The sequence below is a fragment of the Chitinophaga sp. Ak27 genome (genome assembly GCF_012726295.1).
Classification (GTDB): domain Bacteria; phylum Bacteroidota; class Bacteroidia; order Chitinophagales; family Chitinophagaceae; genus Chitinophaga.
Genome location: NZ_JABAOB010000001.1, coordinates 73887 through 96272, shown reverse-complemented (window position 1 = coordinate 96272; position 22386 = coordinate 73887). Strand labels below are relative to the sequence as shown.

Here is a 22386-nt window from a genome sequence, read left to right as displayed (position 1 = left end):
GACGATTATGATAAAATCAATCAGATTATGGATACTGGCTATTTGTTGCCCGTTAACTATGCCAATAACCGTATGGGCAAGTACGCCCAAGGAAGTAGACATCTGCGTGTATGGCGGTACCTCCGCCGGTATCATGGCAGCATACACTGCCAAAAAATTGCATAAAACCGTATTGCTGATAGAACCCGGCAAACACCTGGGCGGGCTTACCACCGGTGGCCTGGGCTATACTGACATCGGCAATAAGTACGCTATCACCGGCCTGGCCCGTGATTTTTACCGTCGTATTGGCCAGCACTACGGTAAATTTGAACAATGGATATTTGAGCCGAGTGTGGCCTCGCAAACATTTGATGGCTACCTGAAAAGCGCCAGCGTGGAGGTGTGGAAAGAACATCAGCTGATGGCCGTACATAAGGAAAATGGCTACATCCGTGAAATTACGGTGCAGGGAACATCTGCCATTGTAGTAAAGGCACGCGTGTTTATTGATTGTTCTTATGAAGGCGACCTGATGGCAAAAGCCGGCGTTTCGTATACTGTTGGCCGTGAAGATAACAGTGTTTACCAGGAAACCTATAATGGCGTACAGCTAAGGGATAAACACCAGTTCCCCGACGGAATAGATCCCTATAAGACGCCGGGTAAGCCGGAGAGTGGCTTGTTGTGGGGAATCAGCCCGGCATCTTTGCTGGCGAAAGGCACAGGCGATAAAAGTGTGCAGGCGTATAATTTCCGTATCTGTCTCACCAACCAGGCCGATAACATGATCCCAATTACGCAGCCGGAAGGATATGATGCTTCCCGGTATGAGCTCTTATTGCGTGTGCTGGAAAAAGCGCCAGCCAAGGGACTTGGAAGTTTTCTGAAATTTGACCTCATGCCCAATGGTAAAACGGATATCAACAACAATGGAGCATTTTCTACCGATATGATAGGGATGAATTACAATTATCCCGAAGCGGATGCGGCGACCCGTCAGCAGATTATCCGTGAACACGAGCAATACAACAAGGGCTTGCTGTATTTTATTGGTCACGATCCGCGTATGCCCGAGCATCTACGTCGCGAGATGTTAAAATGGGGATACCCTAAGGACGAGTACACAAATAACGGGCATTGGTCGCCCCAGCTATATGTGCGGGAAGTGCGCCGCATGGTAGGCGCATACGTGATGACGCAGGCCAACTGTGAAGGTCGCGCCACGGTAAACGACGGCGTAGGCATGGCGGCATATACGATGGATTCGCATAACTGTCAGCGCCTGGTAGTCAATGGCATGGTGAAGAACGAAGGCGATGTGCAGGTGGGTGGTTTCGGCCCGTATCCTGTTTCTTATCGTGCATTGATCCCTAAGGCGGGCGAATGTGCCAACTTGCTGGTGCCGGTTTGTTTGTCGGCTTCCCACATCGCTTATGGCTCTATCCGGATGGAACCGGTATTTATGGCATTGGCGCAATCAGCGGCTACCGCGGCAGTGGTGGCTATCGACAGCCGCGTGTCTGTACAGGACGTGCCTGTAAAGAAGGTACAGCAATTGCTGGCGGCCAATCCACTGGCAGACAATAGTACGCCGGAAATCCTGGTAGACAATGACGATGCTGCACATGTAAAATTACAGGGTGATTGGAAAAAAGAAACAAGGGGAGGGTATGGTCCTTCCCTGTACATAGATGACAGTAAAGGCGGTACGCAGAAGTGGGTACGTTTTACGCCAGGTATTCAGCGTGCCGGCGAATATCATATTTACAGTTATGTACCCAAACAAGCCAATATGGCGACGGTTACCCAGGTACAGGTGTTTGATGGGAAAAAGCTGATACCGGTGAAAGTAGCAGCAGATGCTATTAAGGTGGAAGGACAAACCTCCGGCGAATGGGTATCTTTAGGTACTTTCCGGTTGCCGGCAGGAGAAAAGGCGTATGTGGAAGTTAGCAACGCGGGGGCCGATGGAGCCGTGGTTGCGGATGCATTATTGTTTATTGCCCGTTAGCGTGGTGGTAATATTTTTAGAGAGAGGAAACCCGCCACGCATACCGTGTGGCGGTTTTTCTCTCTCTGATTTTTCAACTACTGTTCATCATTGCACAGCAGGCTCCGAATGTGCCCGCATTCCGGAAAACAACAACACCGAGGTATGTATTTATCAAGTGCGCCAGCTGTTTAAAAAGATTGTCGCATTTGTACTACAAGAAAATATGGTAAGAAAAAAGCCTGCAATGGATTATGGAGGCACTAAAAGAAAATAAGGCCGGTAAGTTTTACTCACAAGCCTTATTTATTATAGTGATTGGCTGCTATTTTTGTCCCCATTTATACGCCAGCAAGCGTAAGGCGTTAAATACCACCACCAGCGTAGACCCTTCATGCGCTATCACCGCGGGGCCAATAGAAGCAATACCCAAAATGGTGAGCGGTATTAAAATGGCTACAACGCTCAGGCTGATCACGAGATTCTGACGAATGATCTTCCGTGCTTTGCGGCTCAATCCAATAGCAAATGGTAGCAGCGACAGCTTATCGCCCATCAGGGCAATATCGGCGGTTTCCAATGCTACATCGCTTCCGGCGGCGCCCATGGCTATGCCTACGGTGCTTTTGGCCATGGCAGGGGCATCGTTTACACCGTCGCCCACCATAGCGATTTTGCTTTCGTCTTTCGTGAGCTGTTGGATAACAGTTACTTTCTGTTCGGGAAGGAGACTGGCATATACATCTGTTACGCCTACTTCGGCAGCTACCGCTTTGGCTACTTCTTCATTATCACCGGTGAGCATGGCCATGCGGCGGATGCCTGCCGCCTTCAGCTCTGCTAATGCCTGTTTGGCTTCAGCCCGCGGCGTGTCCATCACGGCAATGATGCCAATGTATTCCTGGTTTCTGCGCACGAGCATGGTGGTATTCCCTTCTTTTTCTGAAGCTGTTACCTGCGTGGCAATCGCTTCATTAGGTTGTTCATGATCGAGCGACTGGAAAAGCGCTATATTACCCATATAGACATCATCAGCTCCCAGGGAGGCTTTGATGCCTTTGCCCAGTACGGCTTCCAAATCATGCGCAGAAGGAATGGACTCATTTTTCAATCGCTCCCGGCCACCTTTTGAAATAGCTTTGGCCAGTGGGTGGTCGCTCAACGACTCTACCGCTACCACGATCTTCAACAGATCGTTCTCTGTCATGCCTGCCAGCGGAATAATTTTGGTGAGTTTAGGCCGACCCTCTGTCAGCGTACCGGTTTTGTCGAATGCTAATACTTCCAGTGCTCCCAGGTCTTCCAGCGGGCCGCCGCCCTTGATCAGTACACCGGCTCTGGCGGCACGTGCTACGCCGCTCAATACGGCGCTGGGAGTGGAGATAGCCAGTGCGCAAGGGCTGGCGGCTACGAGTACCGACATGGCGCGGTAGAAACTTTTGCTGAATGGCTCATCTAATACGAGGAAGGCAAAGCATAACAGCGTAACGATGAGGATAACCGCCGGCACAAAGTATTTTTCAAACCGGTCGGTAAAGAGTTGGGTGGGTGATTTCTGCGATTGTGTTTCATTCACCAGCCTGATCAACCTGGATAAGGTAGAGTCGCTCGCCGCCTTGGTTACCTTTACTTCCAGTAACTCATTTCCATTAATGGTGCCAGCAAATACTTTGTAGGCCGCATCGATTGATGCAGCCATGTCCACCGCTATTTCAGGGTCGGCTATAGCTTTCTTGTCTACCGGCATACTTTCACCGGTAATAGGCGCCTGGTTCACGCTGCTGTTGCCCTTTACCACAATACCATCTGCCGAAATTTTAGTGTTGGGCTTTACCACGATCACGTCTCCCGGAGAAAGATCGGTAATGGGCACCTCCCGGGTGCTACCGTTCTCTTTCCGGAAAGCCGTACGGGGCGCCAGCTCCGATAAGGCTGCAATAGATTTCTTTGCCCGTTCCATGGCGAAATGTTCCAGGGCATGGCCAAGGCTGAACAGGAATAGTAACAACGCGCCTTCAGCCCAGCTACCAAGAATACCGGCGCCGCCAGCGGCTACCAGCATGAGGAAATCGATCTCAAATTTCCCTTTGGCAATAGTTTGTACCGCCTCTTTGACCGTATAAAATCCGCCAAAGAAATAAGCCCCTATATAAAGTCCCAGTGAAACGCTGGAAGGAGCCAGGTCCAGGTAAGACAAGCCAAACCCAGTACCCAGCAACGCGCCGCAGAGTAAACTGAAGATGAGCTCGGAATGTTTGCCAAACAACCCTCCATGAGTATGTTGGGTTTCCATCCCTGTATGATCGCCATGAGCATTGTGATTAGCGGCTTCCGGCAGCCGCACCGGTGCTATTTTTGAAGTAGGCGTTGCAGTATCCATAGAAAGTTTATTTATAGTTAAAACATCCGGGGAACCATGATCTTAGTGTTCATGACTTTCCCCGGCATTTGTCATTTTCGCTAATACAAAAAAGGCACCTTTTACTACAATCTTTGAAGCAGCGGGTATTTCCTTCAGCAAAGTAATCTCCGTATATCCGACGTCGGTAGTACCTTTTACTACGGGTACTTTTTCAAAGGTAATCCCACGACCAGCAGCTGGTGTATCTTTTTCTTGGTGATCATGTGGTTCCCCGGTGTTATGGTCATGGCCAGCTTCACTTGCCAGGTGATGTTCTGCTTCAGCATGTTCATCGGTTACCATGAAAATATAATCCTGGCCCTGGTGGTTCACGATGGCTTCCGTTGGAATAGCCTGCACCGTTGCTTTCTGCAGACTGATGATAGCCGTAATATTCATGCCATCTATCAAACCTGTTTTGTCGCCTTTTACTTTCGCGTGAACGGTGACTGCTTTGGATTCGCCTTCGAAGGTAGAACCGAGCGAAAAGACCTCAGCATCATACTCCCTGCCGGGATTATTAGTCAGCATAAAATGGATGGTCTGTCCTTCCCTCAATTTAGAAAGGTCTTTTTCGTACACAAACAAATCCAGGTGCAGCTGGCTGTTGTCCACGATATCTGCAATAGGGGAGGTCAGGTCCACATAACTACCTATCTGCACGGTTACATTACTGACTACTCCATTGATAGGACTGCGAACAGAAAGATCTGCGATGAGCCTGCCATTGGACAGTTGGTCGGGATTGATACCCATCATCCTGATTTGCTGACCGAGGGTAGACCTTTGTGTTTGCAACGTTTTATATTCCGTTTCTGCTGCCTGGAGGTTTTTTAATGCCCCGGCGTTGCCTGCCGTCAGTTCCCGCTGCCGGGTCACTTCCTGCTCAGCGAGCTTTAGCCGGGTCATTACGGCCAGGTACTCACTTTGTGATTGTACAAAAGAAGGGTTGCTGATGGTGGCAATGACCTGTCCTTTTTTTACGGTGTTGCCCGGTTGGATCAGCAGTGTGCGGATGACGCCACTGTAAAGTGAATTAATGGTTGCTTTATTCTGGTTGGGAACACGTAGTGTACCATTGGTTTTGAGAGAGAAGCTAAGCTGCTTCGTTTCTACTGCGCCGGTACTGATGCCAATACTTTTGATTTGCTCCGGGGAAAAGGTAACCGTATTGGGATTTTCATGTTCCTCTTTATAGCTGGCTTCCGCTTCCCCTTCAGCAGAGCTTTTGCCCGGACCGGATCCGGAACACGCGGTTAGCCAGAGGGCGCCGGCACATAAGGTAGTCATGATAATTGTCTTGCTCATTTTATACAAGGCTTAAATAATTTATAGATTGTTGAAATAGTTGTATTGAATAACGGCCTGGTTATAGGCATTCAGCACGTCCAGGTAGTTTTGCCGGATGGTAATCGCCTGTGTCAGGAATTGCGACAGCTCCGCAAAACTGATCTCGCCGGCGCGATAAGCCAGGGTGGCTGCTTTGATGATTTCCTGCGCTTGTTTGAGGCCGGAGCTTTCATAAAATTGGAGCATGCGGCTATTTTTTTCTACTTCCCTGGTCATCTGCAACTGTTGTGTACCAAATACCTGTTTGTTATATTCCAGCTGTTGCTGTTGTACCTCTGCTTCTGCCCGGGCAGCTTTTACCTTATTGCGATATGCGCCAAGACCAAACAAAGGAACAGAGGCGGTTACGGAGAAACCGCTGTAAGGATCCGTAACACCATATAGCCGCTGGCTAAAGAACCTGCCGGAGAATTCAGGGCGGTTTTCATTTTTGATCACCGATACATTTGCCGAAGCAATGTTTACGTTCTGTTGTTGCAGGGCCAGTGCCGGATGCAGACTGTCGGTGGTCGTGCCGGTAAACGCAAATGCGAGTTTTTCCAGTGGCGCATCCAATGGCAGGATGGCATCTGTCGTATTCAATAACTGTTTCAACGATTGTTGCAGGATGCTGATGTCATCCTTCAGTTGTTCCAGTTGCGTCCGCAGCTCCCTTTGCCTGGCCTGGGCGGAGATGCTGTCGAGCCCCGGGTTTTCACCAGCCTTTACCCGCAATACTGCGGCCGCCGTTAAGGACTGGTAAATGCTGTCGAGCTGCCGATAGAGACTGGCCTTATCATCGAGGTACCAGAGCTGGTAGTAAACCTGCCGGATGTCTTTCCTGATGGATACATTTAGCATGGCATTGTTCACCTGGTAATACCTGGCCTGTTCTGTATACAGTTTTTTCTGCGCCTTGTAAAGTCCCGGCCAGGCTACAGCTTGCGAAAGTCCCACCTTTAAGATGCCGGTATGATCGCTGGGACGCAGGTCTTCGTTTTCGGCAAATACACCGGTCTTTGGTAACATGCCGGCTGAATGGATCTGTATATGGGTTCGTTTTTCCTGGGCTTTGTTGATGTTATATTGCAGATTCTGTTGCGCCATGGATAACACGTTGTTAACCCCCAGGCGTTTCCCGGGAATCTCCTGGGCTGCAACGGCATGGGGGAATAAGAGGTATCCGAGTAATGCTACTGCGATGGCTGCGGGAGGGAATTTCCGCTTAAAACCAGTATTGAAGAGGATATACAGCAGGGGCAGCACGACCAGCGTCAGGAAGGTGGCGGTAATCAGTCCACCGATGACCACAGTGGCCAACGGCCGTTGCACTTCTGCGCCGGCACCTCTCGACAAGGCCATGGGCAGGAAGCCGAAAGATGCTACAGTGGCAGTCATCAGCACTGGACGCAGTCTTATCTTCGTGCCTTCGATAACACGTTGTATGACATCGCTGATGCCATCTTTTTCCAGCTGATTGAAGGTGCTGATCAACACAATCCCGTTTAATACTGCCACGCCAAATAAGGCAATGAAACCTACGCCCGCGGATATACTAAACGGCATGCCCCTCAACAGCAGGGCGAAAACGCCGCCGATGGCGCTCATCGGAATAGCGGTAAAGATGAGCACCGACTCTTTAATGGAGCGGAAGGTGAAGTACAGTAGCAGGAATATTAAGGCTAATGCAACCGGTACGGCGATCGTTAGTCGCGCAGACGCTTTCTGCAAATTCTCAAAAGTACCGCCATAGGTGTAGTAATAGCCTGAGGGCAGCAGCCTTGCGGCGCTGAGCTTTTGCTGTATGTCTTTCACCACACTTTGTACATCCCTGTTTTTGACATTAAAACCAACCACAATGCGGCGCCGGCCATCTTCACGACTTATCTGGGCAGGGCCTTCACGGAAGGAGACATCGGCCAGCTGGGAGAGGGGGATCTGGTTACCATCTGGTAAGGCCACAAACAGGTCGCGTACATCATCGATAGAAGAGCGGCTGGCGCTGTCGAGCCTGACTACCATATCAAATTTGCGTTCGTTTTCAAATACAACGCCAGCGGCCTCCCCTGCGAATGCTGTTCGTACCGTGCGGTTAATGTCTTCTATGTTCATCCCGTAAGCCGCTATCTTGGCGCGGTCATATTGTACGGCGATCTGCGGGAGACCAGTGGTCCTTTCGATCTGTGGCCCTGTGGCTCCTTTTACCGACTGCACTACCGCGGCTACCCTGGGCGCCAGCGATGCTAGCGTATCTATATTTTCACCAAAGATCTTGATGGCAACGTCCTGTCGTACGCCCGTCATCAGCTCATTAAAGCGCATCTGTATCGGTTGGTTGGCTTCAAAGAAAACACCGGGTATCACTTCCAGTTTTTCCATGATGGCGTCTGCCAGCTCGTTGTAAGTTCTGGCGGTAGTCCATTCTGATTTCGGTTTCAACAGTACCATCAGGTCGGTAGCCTCCGGCGGCATGGGATCTGTAGGCACTTCCGCACTGCCGGTTTTGCCAACCACCATCTTTACTTCCGGGAACGTGCGTATAATCCGGCTCGCCTGCATGGAGGTCTCAATGCTTTGCGACAAAGATGTTCCCTGTGGTAGAATGCAGTGGAAAGCAAAATCACCTTCTTCCAACTGAGGGATGAACTCACCGCCCATACGGCTAAACAGTAATACGGCGATGCCGAAAATAGCGACGGTAACTGCTACCACGGCTAATTTAAAGCGGATGGCCCAGTTCAGCACCGGCGCATACAGCCGGTGGAAGAAATCCATGACCCTGTCGGATAAATTCTTTTTATGCGATACCTTTTTCGGTAATATCAGCGCGCTCACCATGGGAATATAGGTAAGGGAGAGCAAAAGGGCGCCCAGTATGGCGAAAGCCACGGTTTGGGCCATGGGCTTAAACATTTTGCCTTCGATGCCCACCAGCGTCAGGATAGGGATATACACGATCATGATGATGATTTCCCCGAAAGCAGCGCTGTTGCGGATCTTAGAGGCAGAAACATATACCTCTTCATCCATTTCAGCCTGGGTGAGTTTTTGCGCAGAGCTGCGTAGCGACAAATGATGCAAGGTGGCTTCCACAATGATGACGGCGCCGTCTACGATCAATCCGAAATCAATGGCGCCCAAACTCATCAGGTTAGCGCTTACCCCGAAGGCATTCATCATACCCAGCGCAAAAAGAAGGGACAGTGGAATTGCAGAAGCAACGATCAGCCCAGCCCGGAAATTACCAAGGAATAAGACCAGCACGAAAATAACGATCAGGGCGCCTTCAACGAGATTGGTTTTCACGGTGTTGATAGCCCTGTTCACCAGGTCTGTGCGGTCGAGATAAGCTTCAATCACCACATCTTCCGGAAGAGATTTCTGGATGGAGTTAAGCTTTTCTTTTACCCGCGTTACTACAGCGGCGCTGTTAGCGCCCTTCAGCATCATCACGATACCGCCTACCACTTCTTTTTCTCCGTTGTACGTTACCGAGCCGTAGCGGATAGCGCTGCCCAGCTGTACGTCTGCCACATCACGCACCAGCACCGGGATACCATTCACTGATTTGACGGCAATGTTGCGGATATCTTCCATGTTACCTACCAGGCCAATGCCACGGATAAAGTAGGCATTCGGCTTTTTATCGATGTAGGCGCCGCCGGTATTTTCATTGTTTTTGGAAAGCGCATTGAAAATTTCGGACATTGTGATATTCATGCCTTTGAGTTTGGCCGGGTTAACGGCCACCTCATATTGTTTCAGTAATCCGCCGAAGCTGTTCACCTCTGCAATACCTTTGGTGCCATACAGCTGGCGGGCTACAATCCAATCCTGCATGGTACGGAGATCCATCGCCGTGTATTTATTTTCCGACCCTTTCTTAGGATGGAGAATATACTGATACACTTCACCAAGGCCGGTACTCACCGGTGCCAGCTCCGGTGTGCCGATGCCTTTGGGGATTTTTTGCTCTGCCTCTTTGAGCTTTTCACCGATGAGCTGGCGGGCAAAATAAATGTCTACTTCATCTTCAAATACCACTGTAATCACGGACAGGCCAAACCTGGAGATAGAGCGCATTTCAACGAGATCCGGCAAGTTGGCCAGGCTCTGTTCAATGGGGTAGGTAACGAGTTGCTCCGTTTCCTGGGCTGCCAGGGTAGGCGTTTGGGTAATGATCTGTACCTGGTTGTTCGTAATATCCGGAACCGCATCCACGGGCAGCCGGAGAGCGCTCCAAACGCCCCAGATGATCAGCGCCAGCGTGAACAGGCCAATGATCAACTTGTTCTTTATACTAAAACGAATGATTTTATTAAGCATAGCTAATGATAAATTGTACCCCGTAGGGTCGTCGCGGCAGCGCCAGGAGCGCGCCGGTAATCATTTGCTGGCAGCGAAAGTGCGGTCCTCATGCCAACAGGCATAAGATTCCCTTTTCGCAGTAGCAAAAACGATACGGAAGTTTACGATAAGGCTGTTTGCTGCATTAGCAGCGATTGAAACAATAAAGGACGATCAGGCCCGGGGAGGCTGCCAAACTGTTTGGGGAAGGTCGGAAATAACACCCACAGGGGTTTCGCTATAAATAAAGGTAGTACGCGTAGCAGGAACTGTTGTGAAATAAGTCATGGAAAGAATGACCGGCGCTGCGCAGCAACTGCATGCACAGAAGGGGGAGCAGAAATCTTTATGGGCATGTTGATGGGTGTCGGCATTATTCACCTCGTAACTGCTACCTTTTGCTATAGACAATGGTAATTCGTCGCTGCACGTTATAGTGCTCAGCGCCAGAAGGACCATGCTTAATATGATAGCAAAATATCTCACGTAAACAAAAATAGGACATTTTATGGCGTGATAAACAATTATTATAATAACCATGTTGCAAATTTTAGCATTGCCTATGCTATCTATTTACGTTTTTTTCCTTCATCTTTATCTAGAAGAGAAATCAGCGATTTGAATGATTAAATTTTTTATCTTTAGTCATCCTGCGGAAGTAGCTCACCTGGTAGAGCGACAGCTTCCCAAGCTGTAGGTAGCGGGTTCGAGTCCCGTCTTCCGCTCCAGATTTTAAGCGCCTCGCTGATTGCGGGGCGCTTTTTTGTTTTTCCACTGCATTTTTTGCATTGGCAGAATTATACAATTTTAAGACCTGCTCAAGGTCTAGTTTTGCCCCATCATTTTAAATCAACAACATTATTTATGAACGGTACAAAGAAACTTTTAAGGCAGCTGGCTATTATCGTACTAGCTTTACCGGCCTTCGGCAGCCCGCTGACAAAGCAAATCAGCTGTATGTTGCCACCACCCACAAAAAGAATGACCACAACGTAATTTTATTTCTCCGTAGTACTACTGAGGTGGGCCACACTGCATCGGGGTAATTTTGTGCGAGGATAAATAACCCCGACATTATATGCAACAAGTAAAGTATTTATGGAAAGCCACTTTGCTGGCCATACTCCTGGCTGCCTGCCAGAAAAATAATGACGTAGTACCCCAACCGGCTCCTGATCCTGTTACTGATACTACCGGTGGTATAAAAGTGCCCGCAGGCGTGGTAGATGGGGCGCCGGTCATTAAAACTATTGGCCCTGCAGGAGGTACTATTGCTACGGCAGATACCCATATATCCATAGATATCCCCGCCGGCGCGGTTAACAGCGCCACGACGTTTACAATACAGCCTATTACCAATACTAATATTGCCGGACTGGGCAAAGCTTTTCGTATTACCCCCCACCAGGTGCTCAGCAAACCTGCCACCATCACCTTTCGTTACCGGGAGGAGGAGTTGCTCCGAACCTTTCCGGAGGCATTGGGTATCGCTTACCAGGATGGCTACGGCAAATGGAAGGCAGTAGGAGGTGTAACATTGAACAAGGAAATGAAATCGGTGAGTGTGAAGACCACACATTTCAGCGATTGGAGCTTCTTTGAAGCCGTATTTGTAGAGCCCGCAGAGGCGTTTGTAGACCCCGGCAGCACCACGGCGCTGTCGGTAAAGAGTTACTTCGATGCAAGCGGGGAAGACCTGCTGGCGCCATTAACAAAAGAAGGTGTGGAAACTTATATCAACAGTCCTAAGAATGACTTGCCGTTAAAATACATTGACAAGTGGGAGCTATCGGGAGCCGGTAAGCTTACATCCGATGGTAGCCACGCGGTGTATGTGGCGCCGGGTACCATACCCGTCACCAATCCGGCTATCGTAAGTATACGGCTCAAATTAAAAGATGGTGCACAGGGATTGATATTGGCTCGGATATATGTGATGCCGGAAGGTATTGCGGTGAAAATTGATGGAGGCGACTGGCAACTGATAGGAGCTGCAACCGGCAGTAGCAGTAATGGCGTGAATCGTGTAGGTGGGTTGCCCTGGGAAGGTTCCTTCCCCGAATGCAATATTACCTGGTTGTCCGCAAAGGAAGGCAGTCGTGGCTGGTCTGCCGAAACCTATTTTCATATGCAGCAGGAAGGTAACCAGGTATTCCTGAGTTATTATCAAGTAGGCCAAACTTCGCTCCCCAGCCCAGGTTATTTAAACGTATTTAGTGTTGGCCCGGTAGATGGATATATCACCGGCAAATTCCATATGGACCGCGCCAGCTCACAGCAACCGGTAGGTGATAAAATTGTATATAGAGAACATCAGATAGATGGTGTGTTCCGCGTAAAACGGCTGCTTTAAGAGATATTCTAAAAAATATAGGCTTCCGCTATCGATGGGAAGCCAGTTTAAATTGAATAGCTGTCCGCCGTTTACGTAACAGTGTTGACCCTTATCTGATTTCATTTTCAATGGTGGCTACCATGCCGGCAATGCCGCCAAAGCCAATACAGCCCAACTTGAATGTGGAGAATGCCACTTCCCGCAATCGTTTAGCCTTTGAATCTACATCGTGTTCCATGATATCATCAGTTTGACTGGAGGTATTTGTAAAAATAACTTTTACAAAGCAGTCATCAAACAACTACTTCTCTTTGCATTGTCGTTTTTTTACAAACGGGAGAAACGCGCGATGCTATATCTTTACATAAAACACCCGCACCATGGCAGATACGCAATCTAAACGCAAATTGAAACACGAGCAGGTACAGTATATAGAGTTCCTGTCGAAAGACCTTTCTAAAGCAAAAGAATTTTATAGCAAAAGTTTTGGCTGGAACTTTACAGACTACGGCCCGGAGTATACTGCATTTGAAGGCGATTATGTTGATGGTGGTTTTACCATCGGTAAGCCGGTGAGGGGAACGGTTTTAATTATTCTTTATTCCGACAACCTGGAAGGTACACAGGAGAAGGTGATACGGGCGGGAGGTACTATCGTAAAGGATATCTTCAGTTTCCCCGGTGGCCGGCGGTTTCATTTTACAGATCCCGACGGCTATGAACTGGCTGTTTGGTCATTATAATCTTTGTGAAAGCAAGAAGCAGTGGACGATGGCCCACTGCTTCCCGTTTAATAAAAAAAAGTTATTTGTTCGCGGCAGCCCAGCTCCTCAGCATGTCTATCGCTTTAGACAATACGCCTGCGCTTCCTTTGAAATCGGCGCTGCCGGCTGGCTTTCCGTCGATACCATACCACTCATAGAATTTCCCGTTTTTAATCACCCGGTTAATCATGGGTTGCACTTCGCTATAGGCTTCCCCAACAAAACCGTTGGCTACGAGTTGCTGTATCATGCGGGCGCCAAACCAGGTCCAGTCGCCGCCATCCTGGTAAATATAAGGTTTGGAGGCATTGGAATTTTTGCAGATGCCTTCCGGATAGGGCGGATAAAGCGTGAGGCCGATGGACGGGGCTCCCGATAGTTTTACATTTTCCAGCATTTGCTGATTGACATGTGCAATTTCTTTTTTGGACAGCAACCCTGCTTCAATCGCTATCGCTGTGCCGCCATGAAAGTGAATCTTGTTTTCATCGAAGTCCGGCGGGAAAGGGGAGTCTTTAACATACAGATGCGGAATAAACTTTTGGTGTTGTTCATCCCAGAGGTATTTGCGTATGTGGGTGGCCGTTAGTTTTTCCAGCGTTGCCCAGCGTTGCTTATCGGCATTCGTTGTAGAGAAGCTGCGGAGGTCTTTGAGGGCTATCACCAACATGGCGTTGTCGTATACATCTATTGCCCAGTGCGTGTGTTCGTCTACATCCACGGTGGCGCCGCCTTCTACCTGTACATCGCCCCAGTCCTGCGTGGTGGCGCCGGTCAGCAATTTATACTTATCGCTATAGCGGTTTTTTAGGAGGTATTGAATTGATAGGGCCATTCGTTGTAAAACAGTTTTGCCGCCAATTACTTCCTGGAGAATGGCGGTATCGCCGGTCAGCCGGATGTATTTGGCATAGGCCTGTATAAGGGAGGTTTCCTGGTCAGTTTCTACGGTATTTTTAAAGCCTACATGCGCCGGTTCCATGTCGGAAGTGTAGATATTAGGATCATTCCAGGTAACATGTCCTTTGAGTACATATCCATCTACGATTTCGCCGTTGGGTTGTTGCAGGGCATAGAAGGTCAGCAGGTTTTTGCGGATCGTATCGATGTTATACACCTTGCAGGAGGTTTCTATAAAGGTATTCATATCGCGTATCCATACCTGTGGGTATCCGTCGCCGGCGTTGAAACCTTTGGCCAGCAATCTTGCTGCCATGGCCTGAACGGTATCCAGCTGTTTGTCGGCGAGTATATTGCGGGCTAGTTGCTGCCGGTCCTGGGCCTGCAGGGCAGTCATGCGCAAACAGGCTGCCAGGAAGAGAAAAAAGTACTTGTTACACATGGGGCAAATGTCTGTCAGACTGCCGGAACAAACAAGAACCAGGTTGACTTTCTTCAACACTATTTTACCAGCACGGGTTACTGGGTGGCAGCAGCCCTGAACAGACCTCGTAGCTTTATTTTCAGCGCCAGCCAGCCCAGGAAAGCATAGGCCAGCAATAAAATACCGAGGTGCTGAATATATGGATAGGTGAGCGTTACCGAGCCTTTTTGTATCAGTAGTATTTTAAATGCCTGCAGGAAAGGTGTGAGCGGGATGATGTTGGCCAGCGCCTGTACAAATACAGGCATGGCATTGAGCGGCCAGGTAAAGCCGCTGATAATGAAGGCCGGAGAGGCGATCACCATCAGTACCTGGGTGGCTTTCAGGGCATCGGGAATCAGGATACTGACGAATACGCCCATGAAGGAGGCCGATCCGACGAAGAAAGCGGTGAGCCACATGAAGTTGATAATACCGTGAGGTAGTGGCACATAAAAAAGAATATGCATCAGGTAGTAAATGGATACAATCAGGATAGAAAATACCCATACCGGAATCACTTTTATCAGCATGATGGGGAACGCCCAACGGCGTAGGTGACGGTATTCGTTTACAAATGATCCACGCTGGAACTCTGCAGCGAAGCTCACTGCCATGGCCAGCAGGATTACCTGTTGCAATACTACGGCCAGCATAGCAGGCCACATAAATATGAGGTAATTGCTGGTGGTATTGAATAGCGTGATGTAGTTGGTTTTAAAGGGTTCGTATTGGGTAATGGCCCTGGAGGCGGGCATGCCCATTTTCTGCAACCCTTTGATAGATACGCCGGCAGAGAAAGTGCCGATGGTCAATTGCAACGCTTTGGAGGCAAAGTTGGCGGTTAATACGTTGCCGGTATTAACGTATACATTTACTTCCGGGTATTTCTTCTGCAGGATATCGGCCTCAAACCGGGAAGGGATCATCACCAGGGCAGCGGCGCCTCTTCTGATGACCTCATCATTGAGATTACCGGGCTCCCGGAGATATTTGAACACTTTGATGCTTTTATTATCGCCCAGCATTTCGAGCAGTTGGTTCGAGAGCGGGGTATTGTCTTTGTCGATAACGATGACGGGAGTATTTTCCACCTTCCCGCTTTTGTACACAAATCCCAGCAGGGTGGCGTACAGCACCGGCGCCAGGAAGAATACAGAGCGTAGGGTGGAGTTGCCGAGGAATAGCTTAAACTCACGTTTCAATAATCGGATAAATTCTTTCATGCCTGCTTATTTCAGAATAACGTTTGCGTTTACCAGGATCTCTTTCGTCTTGCCGGTATCCTTCGGCAATACTTTAATCTCGTATACAGCATCCTGTATCTGGTAGTCGGGATAGGCCGTGGTGATATCTGCATAGCGGGTCAGCTGTTTGATAGAGGCAATGGTGCCTGCCAGTTCTTCTTTGTTATATACTACCTGCAGGTTTACGTCCTGGCCTTTTTTATACCTGCTGATCTTGCTCTCTGGTACAGTAAAGCGGAAGTAGGTGCTGCCCGGAATATAGCCGTTGAACAGGGCGAAGCCGGCGGTAGCCAGTTCCCCGGGGTTCAGGCTAATGGTTTCAATCTCCATGTCGTTGGTGGCAATGATGTATCTTTCGGAGTAGGCCACGTTGGCTTCCTGTAAGGCGCCTTTGGCCTGGGAGGCCTGGCCGGCGGCCATTTTCACTTTTTCAATGCGGGTACCTTTTTTTACGTCGTCGAGTTCTGCTACTACTGCATCGAACTGTGCTTTAGCGCCTTGCATCTTTGCATATATTTCATCGTAGGCCTGGGGCGACATCAGGCTGTCGTTGAACATGTTAGTAGCCCGGTTGTACGATTTCTGTGCAAAATCATATTGTTCTTTCAGCCCTTTGTACTTGGCCTGGAGTTGCCTCATCTGGTCGGCGGTTGCACCGTTGCGGGCCATCTGTTCCTGTGCAGTGGCCGCGTTGACGGCGCCTTCTGCCTGGGCAATTTTTGCTGATACTTCCGGCACGTCCAACAGCGCGAGGGTATCGCCTTTTTTCACGGTTTGTCCTTCTACTGCATAAATTTTCAGTATTCTGCCGGTCACCTTCGGAGCAAAGGAGATCACATCTTTTTTGGCTTTTCCTTCAAAGTCACCAGCACCGCGCTTTTTGGGGCCACAGGCGGAGAGTGGCAGCAAACTGATTAATAATAAGCCCGTATAGATTCTCATTGTATAGCAATTAATATTAGTAGTGGAATATTAGTTAGTATAATTTGCTGACGTCCAGCTCCTGTGTAGAACGCATTAATTCAATAGCCGCGCGGCGTTGATTGAAAATGGCATTCTGGTATTCCAGCTCCGCCATCTCCAGGTCATTTTCCGCATCTATCAGCTGGGTGGATTTACTCATGCCATACCGGAATTCCTTTTCTGCCTGTACCAATGCGTCAGCGGCTACTTCTTTCTGTTTTTTCTTGAGCGCTATCTGTGCATTGGCAATGTTGTATTCGGACTGGTTGTTGGCCTGGTTTAAGGTAAGTTTGCGCAGAGCATCGTATTTCTGGTTTTGCAACAGCTCCCGGTCGATGCGGGCTACTTCGATGGCGTGTTTACCCTCCCTGCCATCAAAAATTTCCCATTTAAATCCTATACCGGCCATTACTATCGGGAAAATATTCAGGTTAGTGGGTCGCCAGTCGAGCTTGCGGCCAGGGTAGCCGATGGCGGGAATGGGCGGGATAATATTGTCGGAAGACTTAACCCTGCTGCCATAGAGGCCCAGGTAAAAGGTAGATGCCATGGCCTGTACTTTAGGGATCCACCAGGTTTGCTCGGCTTTGATTTTAAACTCCGATGCATTGATACCGTGATCGAGTGCACGTATTTCCGCGCGTTCGTGTATTGTTTTTTGCGGGGTAGCCGGTACTACAGCTGCCAGTGCGGGCTCTATGAGGCGCAATCTTTCCTGGCTGATGCCGGTCAGTACTTCCAGTTGCGTGAGCAACAGGGCTTTTTTTCCTTCATATTCTGCTACCTTGGCGTCTAAGGTGGCTTGTGCCAGCTCTATTTTTTTGTGATCATAAGGTGTAATCAATCCATAGCCCAGGGCTTTATCGGCCGTTTTGCGGTTGGCGGCCAGCCGCTTCCTGCCTTCATCAAGCACTTTGCCCGACTGATGTACCAGTGCCAGCTGGTCGTAAGCCCGGGAAATAACGGCGACTACCTCGTCGGTTGTTTTCTCTACTAAAATATTTTCCGACAGTTTTTTTTCTTCCAAAGCCTTACCAAGGGCTTTTATCTTCCCTCCGGCATAAAGCAACATTTTGGCATCGGCCTTTGCCAGGCCGGAAAAGCCGGATACGTTGATATTATTGTTGTATTTCCCTTCGGGGATATTGAGAAAAGGTTGCAGGTTGAGTTCCGGGGAAATCACATGCGCGGTGGCATTAAGATATCCTGCCATGCCACTCAGCTCCAGCGTAGGCAGGTACGCATCTTTCAGTTTATGCTGGTCAAGACCGGTCAGTTTATTTTTGGTAAGTTGGGCTTTGATATCCGCATCCCGAACCATGGCACTGTCGAGTAACTCCTTAAAGCCCGGCGCAGTCTGGGCTTTGGCGTAGTAACAACAACTGATAAATGACAGGAGCAGGAAGGGTAGCTTACTTTTCATCGATAGCATATATGGCGTTACTTTTTCATTTTACCATAATAACACATAAAATAAACTAATGTTTGATTCGATGCTAAATATCGATGAATTATATATCATTTCATTTGTTTATCTCTCGCCACATGCTGACATAGGATACCAGCAGTAGTACTTCCATGGCTAATGGAAACAATACTTTCCCGGTGTCATCTCCTGATACCGCATGGGAGATGGCAGCGCTGAAAAATAATACCGTAAAGCCAGCGTAGGCCCATTCTTTCCAGCGGGTATAGCGGGGCAGGGACAACAACAGGATGCCTGCTAGCTTCCCACCGCCAATCATTAGCGGCAGATAGGCCGGGTATCCCAGGTGCAGCACAGTTTTTAGTACCGGGTCTATCCGCATCACATCGGTGATGGCGGTGACCAACATTAATAATAAGAAGAGAACAGTGGAAATGCGATACGTTAGTTTCATGATGTGCGCTGATGGTTTTATATTTGATGATTATTGCAGCCCCCCGCGGGGTTTTTGTCGGTACGAAGCTATTAACTAGTTGTATATCAACAAATAAGGCACGTATTGGTGTCTTACGCACCCAGAGGTATGTAATGATGAAAATCAAGCCATTAACATGAAAGTTTTTTTTAAAAATGATAGCAGCGTCGACTTCTGCCCGGTAAGGGATGTATTTGACCGTATTGGCGATAAATGGACGGTATTAGTGATGATTACACTGGACCGGGGAGAAAGTCCCCTGCGCTATCATGAGTTGCAGGAAAGGATCGGAGATGTTTCGCAGAAGATGCTGACGGCTACCTTGAAGCGTTTGCAGGAAGATGGGTTGATATCCCGGCAGCTATATCCTGAAATCCCGCCGCGGGTGGAGTATACATTAACTGCCCGGGGAGAAAGCCTGTTACCGCATTTATACCGGCTGGCAGAATGGGCCAGTGAGCATATGCGGGATGTAAAGAGAGTATAATTTTTTTGGGAGAGAGAAGATACCGCATCACCCAACCAGGCTCCCCGGTCATCGCCAGGGGAGCCGATGGGTGATGAGGGTTAAAATGTATAAATAACGTTCGCAATAAATACAGTACCGGTAGTCACACTTTCTTTTTTCAGCACACCATCTACATAGATTTGCGCTTTCAGTACAGCATTAGCGTCTTTGCCGTCGCCGCCTACGCCCAGGTACACGCTTACTACGTTGCCGGGATAGGTTACTTCCGGACTTTCCCAGGTGGTAACATTGAGGTTGGACGCGCTGGTAACTTCACCACCAGATGCTCCGAATTGTGTGTTCGTAATTTTGGAGCCGGCGGTGGCTATCGCTTTGAATTTAATTTTGTGTCCGGATGGAGCCGGATCATCTTTCTTTCCTTTACAGGCGGTAAAAACCAAGGCCAACAACAATGTAGATAATAGCAGTAGTTTCTGTGATAGTTTCATAATTGAAATTTTAATGTTTATGCATCCTTGCAGTTCGGTTTCTCTGCAGATGTAAAGGTAGCGTCAGGGCGTGCTACCAGTCAATCCTGATAACCTGTATTTCTTTTCTACTGGTTTTCCAGTATATTTTGATTTATTTCGTTTATATCAGCAATTGTTAATTACTTTGTTTACATGACCCGGTTTCTGCTAGTTTTTTGTTTTTTCATATACCTGTCTGTAGCATCTGTAGCCCAATTGCCTTTACATCAAAAAGGATATGCCGACAGTGTAGCGTTGTTGTTGCAGAAAGCAACCAACGACAGCGTAAAGTCCAAACTCAATACCTTGTTGGTATTTTGCTGGATGAATACCGATAAGGCCAGGGCCGCTCAATACCTGATGGAAGCGCGGCGCCTGGCGAAAAATTATCCTTTGATGTGGGCGCAGACCTTTGCGCATGAAGGATACCTGTATTTCAATGAAGACGTGCCACGGAGTGAAGCCTGCTATATGAAAGTAGATTCCCTGCTGCGCAACGACACTTCTAAAAATGCCTACCTGCTTCGCTCCAACGCCTGGCAGAATTATGCGGTACAGCAACAGGGAAAAGATGATGATGCAACTTTTATTGACCTGATACTGAATAAAGCTATTCCGCTGGCGGTCTTATCGGGTGACAGTTCCCTGCTGGGTTCTGAGTATACCAACGTAGCCATCGCATTTACGAATACCGAGCAATATGAAAAAGCAGAACAATACTTCAGTCATGCTATCGCTATCCTGAAACCTGCTGCCAAAGAACCCAGCAGGTTGCTGGTGGCGCTTTACCGGGCGGGAGAAAATTATATCAACTTGGGGAAGTATGTTGCGGCCAGGGATATACTGGATACGATGAAAATATTGCTGGCACCATATCCGGAAACGGGTTTGTATACCGGCTATTACATGGTGGAGGGCCTTTACAATCATAAGATGAAAGCATATGCCGCTGCGTTGGTCAGCTTTGATAAAGGGATTGCAGCATCCAGCGGGATAAATGCCGCAAGCAGGGTGGATGAACTGGAAATGATGAAAGCCGAAACCCTGCTAGAGATGAAAAATTATACGGCCGCCAGGGATCTCCTGTTACGGTTGATAGCAGACGAAAGCCTCACAAGCCTTGATTATAACCGGGTGAAGGTATTGAAGGGACTAACCTCTGCGTACGTAGGCCTGGGAAATTTTCCCCAGGCCTACCATTACCTGGAAACGTATAGCCGCTTGAGTGATAGCCTGTATAAAACCCGTACACAACGGGATATCAACGCCCTGGAGATCAAATTCAGGAATGCAGAAAACAAGCAGGAAATCACTGCCCTGAAAGCGAAGAATGAAAAGGCCGCCTTATCTACCAAAAATGCCTGGCTGATTACAGGATTGGTGGCATCCGCATTTATGTTGTTGCTGGTGTTGGGAATAGGGGCCCTGTCTTATTATAGGAATCAGAAAAAGCTGGCCGCCCGGAAAATGCAGGAGATCGTACAACAGAAAGAGCTCGACGTCACCAAAGCCATGCTGGAAGGAGAGGAGGGCGAGCGGAGGCGACTGGCCCGCGATCTGCACGATGGGCTGGGAGGTATGCTGGCGGGAGTGAAAATGAACCTTTCCGGCACGGCCAGCGTACTCCAGGACGAAAAGCTGTTCCAGATCATCGGGCAACTCGATAGTTCCGTGAGCGAGCTAAGAAGAATAGCACGTAATATGATGCCGGAATCGCTGTTGAACTTTGGACTGGAAACCGCATTGAAAGATATGTGCGAGCTAAATATGGCACCGGGCTTATCGATCGATTTCCAATCGCTGGGCGTGCAACATGACCTGCCGGAGAAAACTCAGATCCTGATTTATCGCATTGCCCAGGAACTGCTGGCCAACGCTATCAAACACGCCGGGGCCGACAAGATCATGCTGCAATGCAGCCAGAACCAGCATATCTTCTATCTGTCTGTCGAAGATAACGGGAGAGGCTTTAATCCCGCTACCACAAAGAAGGGGATGGGGCTGGATAATATTCGTAACCGCATCGACTTCCTCAAAGGAAAAATTGAAATCGATTCGGTGGTAAGCGAGGGAACTACGATCAACATAGAACTTAATGTCAATGAATAACATCGTTATTGTAGATGATCATCCTATTGTAATAGAAGGGTTATCCACTTTATTACAGGCCAATGAAGCTCTGCAGGTGGTAGCCACCTTTACTGCCGGCCAGGCCTTTTTATCTTTTTTGCCCGGCGCCGGTTTTATTGATATCGTTCTGCTGGATATTACACTCCCGGATATCAGCGGGGTAGAGGTATGTAAACAAATCAAGAAAACATCTCCGGAAACAAAAGTACTTATTATCAGCAACCACAATGAACGCAGTATTATCCTGCAAATGCTGCAACAAGGCGCCAGCGGATACCTGCTGAAGAACGCATCCTCCGAAGAACTGGTCCGCTGCGTGCATGATGTGCTGGATGGAAAAGTAGCCTTCAGTGCGGAAGTGATGGCGATCATGACCCGCCCCCTGCAAAATGAGCCCAAAGCCACGCCGCACCTCACCAAGCGGGAAAAACAGGTGCTGAGTATGATCGCTGCCGGCAGAACCTCTGCCAGCATTGCAGAAGAGCTATGTGTGAGTCAGTTTACCGTGGAAACACACCGCCGCAACCTGATGCAGAAGTTTGAAGCCGGCAACACTGCGGCACTTATCCGGATGGCTGCGGAGCAACAACTGTTATAATGTATTTCCCTGCGTTGGCTGGCCCAAAGGGCCAGCCACTTCATCTTTGGTGAATAAA

Annotated in this window: 18 protein-coding genes and 1 tRNA gene; 8 read left to right on the top strand and 11 right to left on the bottom strand. The window is 48.8% G+C overall.

Features of this window, described 5'->3' with window-relative positions:
• Positions 1–7 precede the first annotated feature (7 nt).
• Both HGH90_RS00380 and HGH90_RS00375 read left to right on the top strand, forming a co-directional pair.
• On the top strand, positions 8–1993 hold the full coding sequence (locus HGH90_RS00380; protein ID WP_168765531.1) for an FAD-dependent oxidoreductase: 1986 nt from the start codon (positions 8–10) through the stop codon (positions 1991–1993).
• Positions 1950–2249: a hypothetical protein gene (locus tag HGH90_RS00375; RefSeq protein ID WP_169190046.1), complete on the top strand. Its 300-nt coding sequence runs from the start codon at positions 1950–1952 to the stop codon at positions 2247–2249. Before HGH90_RS00380 ends, HGH90_RS00375 begins: the two co-directional genes overlap by 44 nt.
• A gap of 48 nt (positions 2250–2297) precedes the next feature.
• Here HGH90_RS00375 and HGH90_RS00370 read toward each other — a convergent pair whose 3' ends face one another.
• The 4 genes from HGH90_RS00370 to HGH90_RS32195 all read right to left on the bottom strand — a co-directional run bounded on the left by HGH90_RS00370 (position 2298) and on the right by HGH90_RS32195 (position 10589).
• The gene (locus tag HGH90_RS00370; RefSeq protein ID WP_169190084.1) at positions 2298–4352 is read right to left on the bottom strand and encodes a heavy metal translocating P-type ATPase; all 2055 of its coding nucleotides are present in this window, start codon (positions 4350–4352) and stop codon (positions 2298–2300) included.
• A gap of 42 nt (positions 4353–4394) precedes the next feature.
• Positions 4395–5681 carry an efflux RND transporter periplasmic adaptor subunit gene (locus HGH90_RS00365; RefSeq protein ID WP_248276950.1) on the bottom strand — a complete coding sequence of 429 codons (1287 nt, stop codon included), beginning with the start codon at positions 5679–5681 and terminating at the stop codon, positions 4395–4397.
• A 21-nt stretch (positions 5682–5702) separates the two neighbouring features.
• Positions 5703–10028: a CusA/CzcA family heavy metal efflux RND transporter gene (locus HGH90_RS00360; RefSeq protein ID WP_169190083.1), complete on the bottom strand. Its 4326-nt coding sequence runs from the start codon at positions 10026–10028 to the stop codon at positions 5703–5705.
• A gap of 195 nt (positions 10029–10223) precedes the next feature.
• Complete coding sequence (locus tag HGH90_RS32195) at positions 10224–10589, bottom strand: DUF6660 family protein (RefSeq protein ID WP_410493667.1); 366 nt, start codon at positions 10587–10589, stop codon at positions 10224–10226.
• A gap of 112 nt (positions 10590–10701) precedes the next feature.
• Between HGH90_RS32195 and HGH90_RS00355 the strand changes: the two genes are divergently transcribed.
• Both HGH90_RS00355 and HGH90_RS00350 read left to right on the top strand, forming a co-directional pair.
• Positions 10702–10777 (top strand) — tRNA-Gly (locus HGH90_RS00355).
• Positions 10778–11127: 350 nt separating this feature from the next.
• Positions 11128–12402, top strand: a complete 1275-nt coding sequence (locus tag HGH90_RS00350; protein WP_169190082.1) for a hypothetical protein — start codon at positions 11128–11130, stop codon at positions 12400–12402.
• Between the two features lie 91 nt (positions 12403–12493).
• Here the strand turns inward: HGH90_RS00350 and HGH90_RS31925 are convergent, their stop codons facing one another.
• Positions 12494–12622 (bottom strand): hypothetical protein, encoded by a 129-nt coding sequence (locus HGH90_RS31925; RefSeq protein WP_262888533.1) that lies wholly within the window; start codon positions 12620–12622, stop codon positions 12494–12496.
• A gap of 142 nt (positions 12623–12764) precedes the next feature.
• Between HGH90_RS31925 and HGH90_RS00345 the strand changes: the two genes are divergently transcribed.
• Positions 12765–13127, top strand: a complete 363-nt coding sequence (locus tag HGH90_RS00345) for a VOC family protein (protein WP_168765527.1) — start codon at positions 12765–12767, stop codon at positions 13125–13127.
• A 61-nt stretch (positions 13128–13188) separates the two neighbouring features.
• Here HGH90_RS00345 and HGH90_RS00340 read toward each other — a convergent pair whose 3' ends face one another.
• The 5 genes from HGH90_RS00340 to HGH90_RS00320 form a co-directional block, all read right to left on the bottom strand.
• Positions 13189–14490, bottom strand: coding sequence for an amylo-alpha-1,6-glucosidase (locus tag HGH90_RS00340; RefSeq protein ID WP_169190081.1), 1302 nt, complete (start codon positions 14488–14490; stop codon positions 13189–13191).
• A gap of 77 nt (positions 14491–14567) precedes the next feature.
• Entirely contained in the window at positions 14568–15737 is a 1170-nt protein-coding gene (locus HGH90_RS00335; protein WP_168765525.1) for an ABC transporter permease, read from the bottom strand.
• Between the two features lie 6 nt (positions 15738–15743).
• Positions 15744–16700: an HlyD family secretion protein gene (locus HGH90_RS00330; RefSeq protein WP_169190080.1), complete on the bottom strand. Its 957-nt coding sequence runs from the start codon at positions 16698–16700 to the stop codon at positions 15744–15746.
• Positions 16701–16734: 34 nt separating this feature from the next.
• Positions 16735–18144: a TolC family protein gene (locus HGH90_RS00325; protein WP_169190079.1), complete on the bottom strand. Its 1410-nt coding sequence runs from the start codon at positions 18142–18144 to the stop codon at positions 16735–16737.
• A gap of 100 nt (positions 18145–18244) precedes the next feature.
• Complete coding sequence (locus HGH90_RS00320) at positions 18245–18601, bottom strand: DoxX family protein (protein ID WP_169190078.1); 357 nt, start codon at positions 18599–18601, stop codon at positions 18245–18247.
• 157 nt (positions 18602–18758) lie between these two features.
• Here HGH90_RS00320 and HGH90_RS00315 point away from each other — a divergent pair, with 157 nt between their 5' ends.
• A complete protein-coding gene (locus HGH90_RS00315) occupies positions 18759–19109 on the top strand; it encodes a winged helix-turn-helix transcriptional regulator (protein WP_169190077.1) in 351 nt (116 codons plus the stop codon).
• Positions 19110–19189: 80 nt separating this feature from the next.
• Here HGH90_RS00315 and HGH90_RS00310 read toward each other — a convergent pair whose 3' ends face one another.
• Positions 19190–19579: a hypothetical protein gene (locus HGH90_RS00310; protein ID WP_168765520.1), complete on the bottom strand. Its 390-nt coding sequence runs from the start codon at positions 19577–19579 to the stop codon at positions 19190–19192.
• A 237-nt stretch (positions 19580–19816) separates the two neighbouring features.
• Between HGH90_RS00310 and HGH90_RS00305 the strand changes: the two genes are divergently transcribed.
• Complete coding sequence (locus tag HGH90_RS00305) at positions 19817–21709, top strand: sensor histidine kinase (RefSeq protein ID WP_169190076.1); 1893 nt, start codon at positions 19817–19819, stop codon at positions 21707–21709.
• Positions 21702–22328, top strand: a complete 627-nt coding sequence (locus tag HGH90_RS00300; protein WP_247679952.1) for a response regulator — start codon at positions 21702–21704, stop codon at positions 22326–22328. Before HGH90_RS00305 ends, HGH90_RS00300 begins: the two co-directional genes overlap by 8 nt.
• Positions 22329–22386 lie beyond the last annotated feature (58 nt).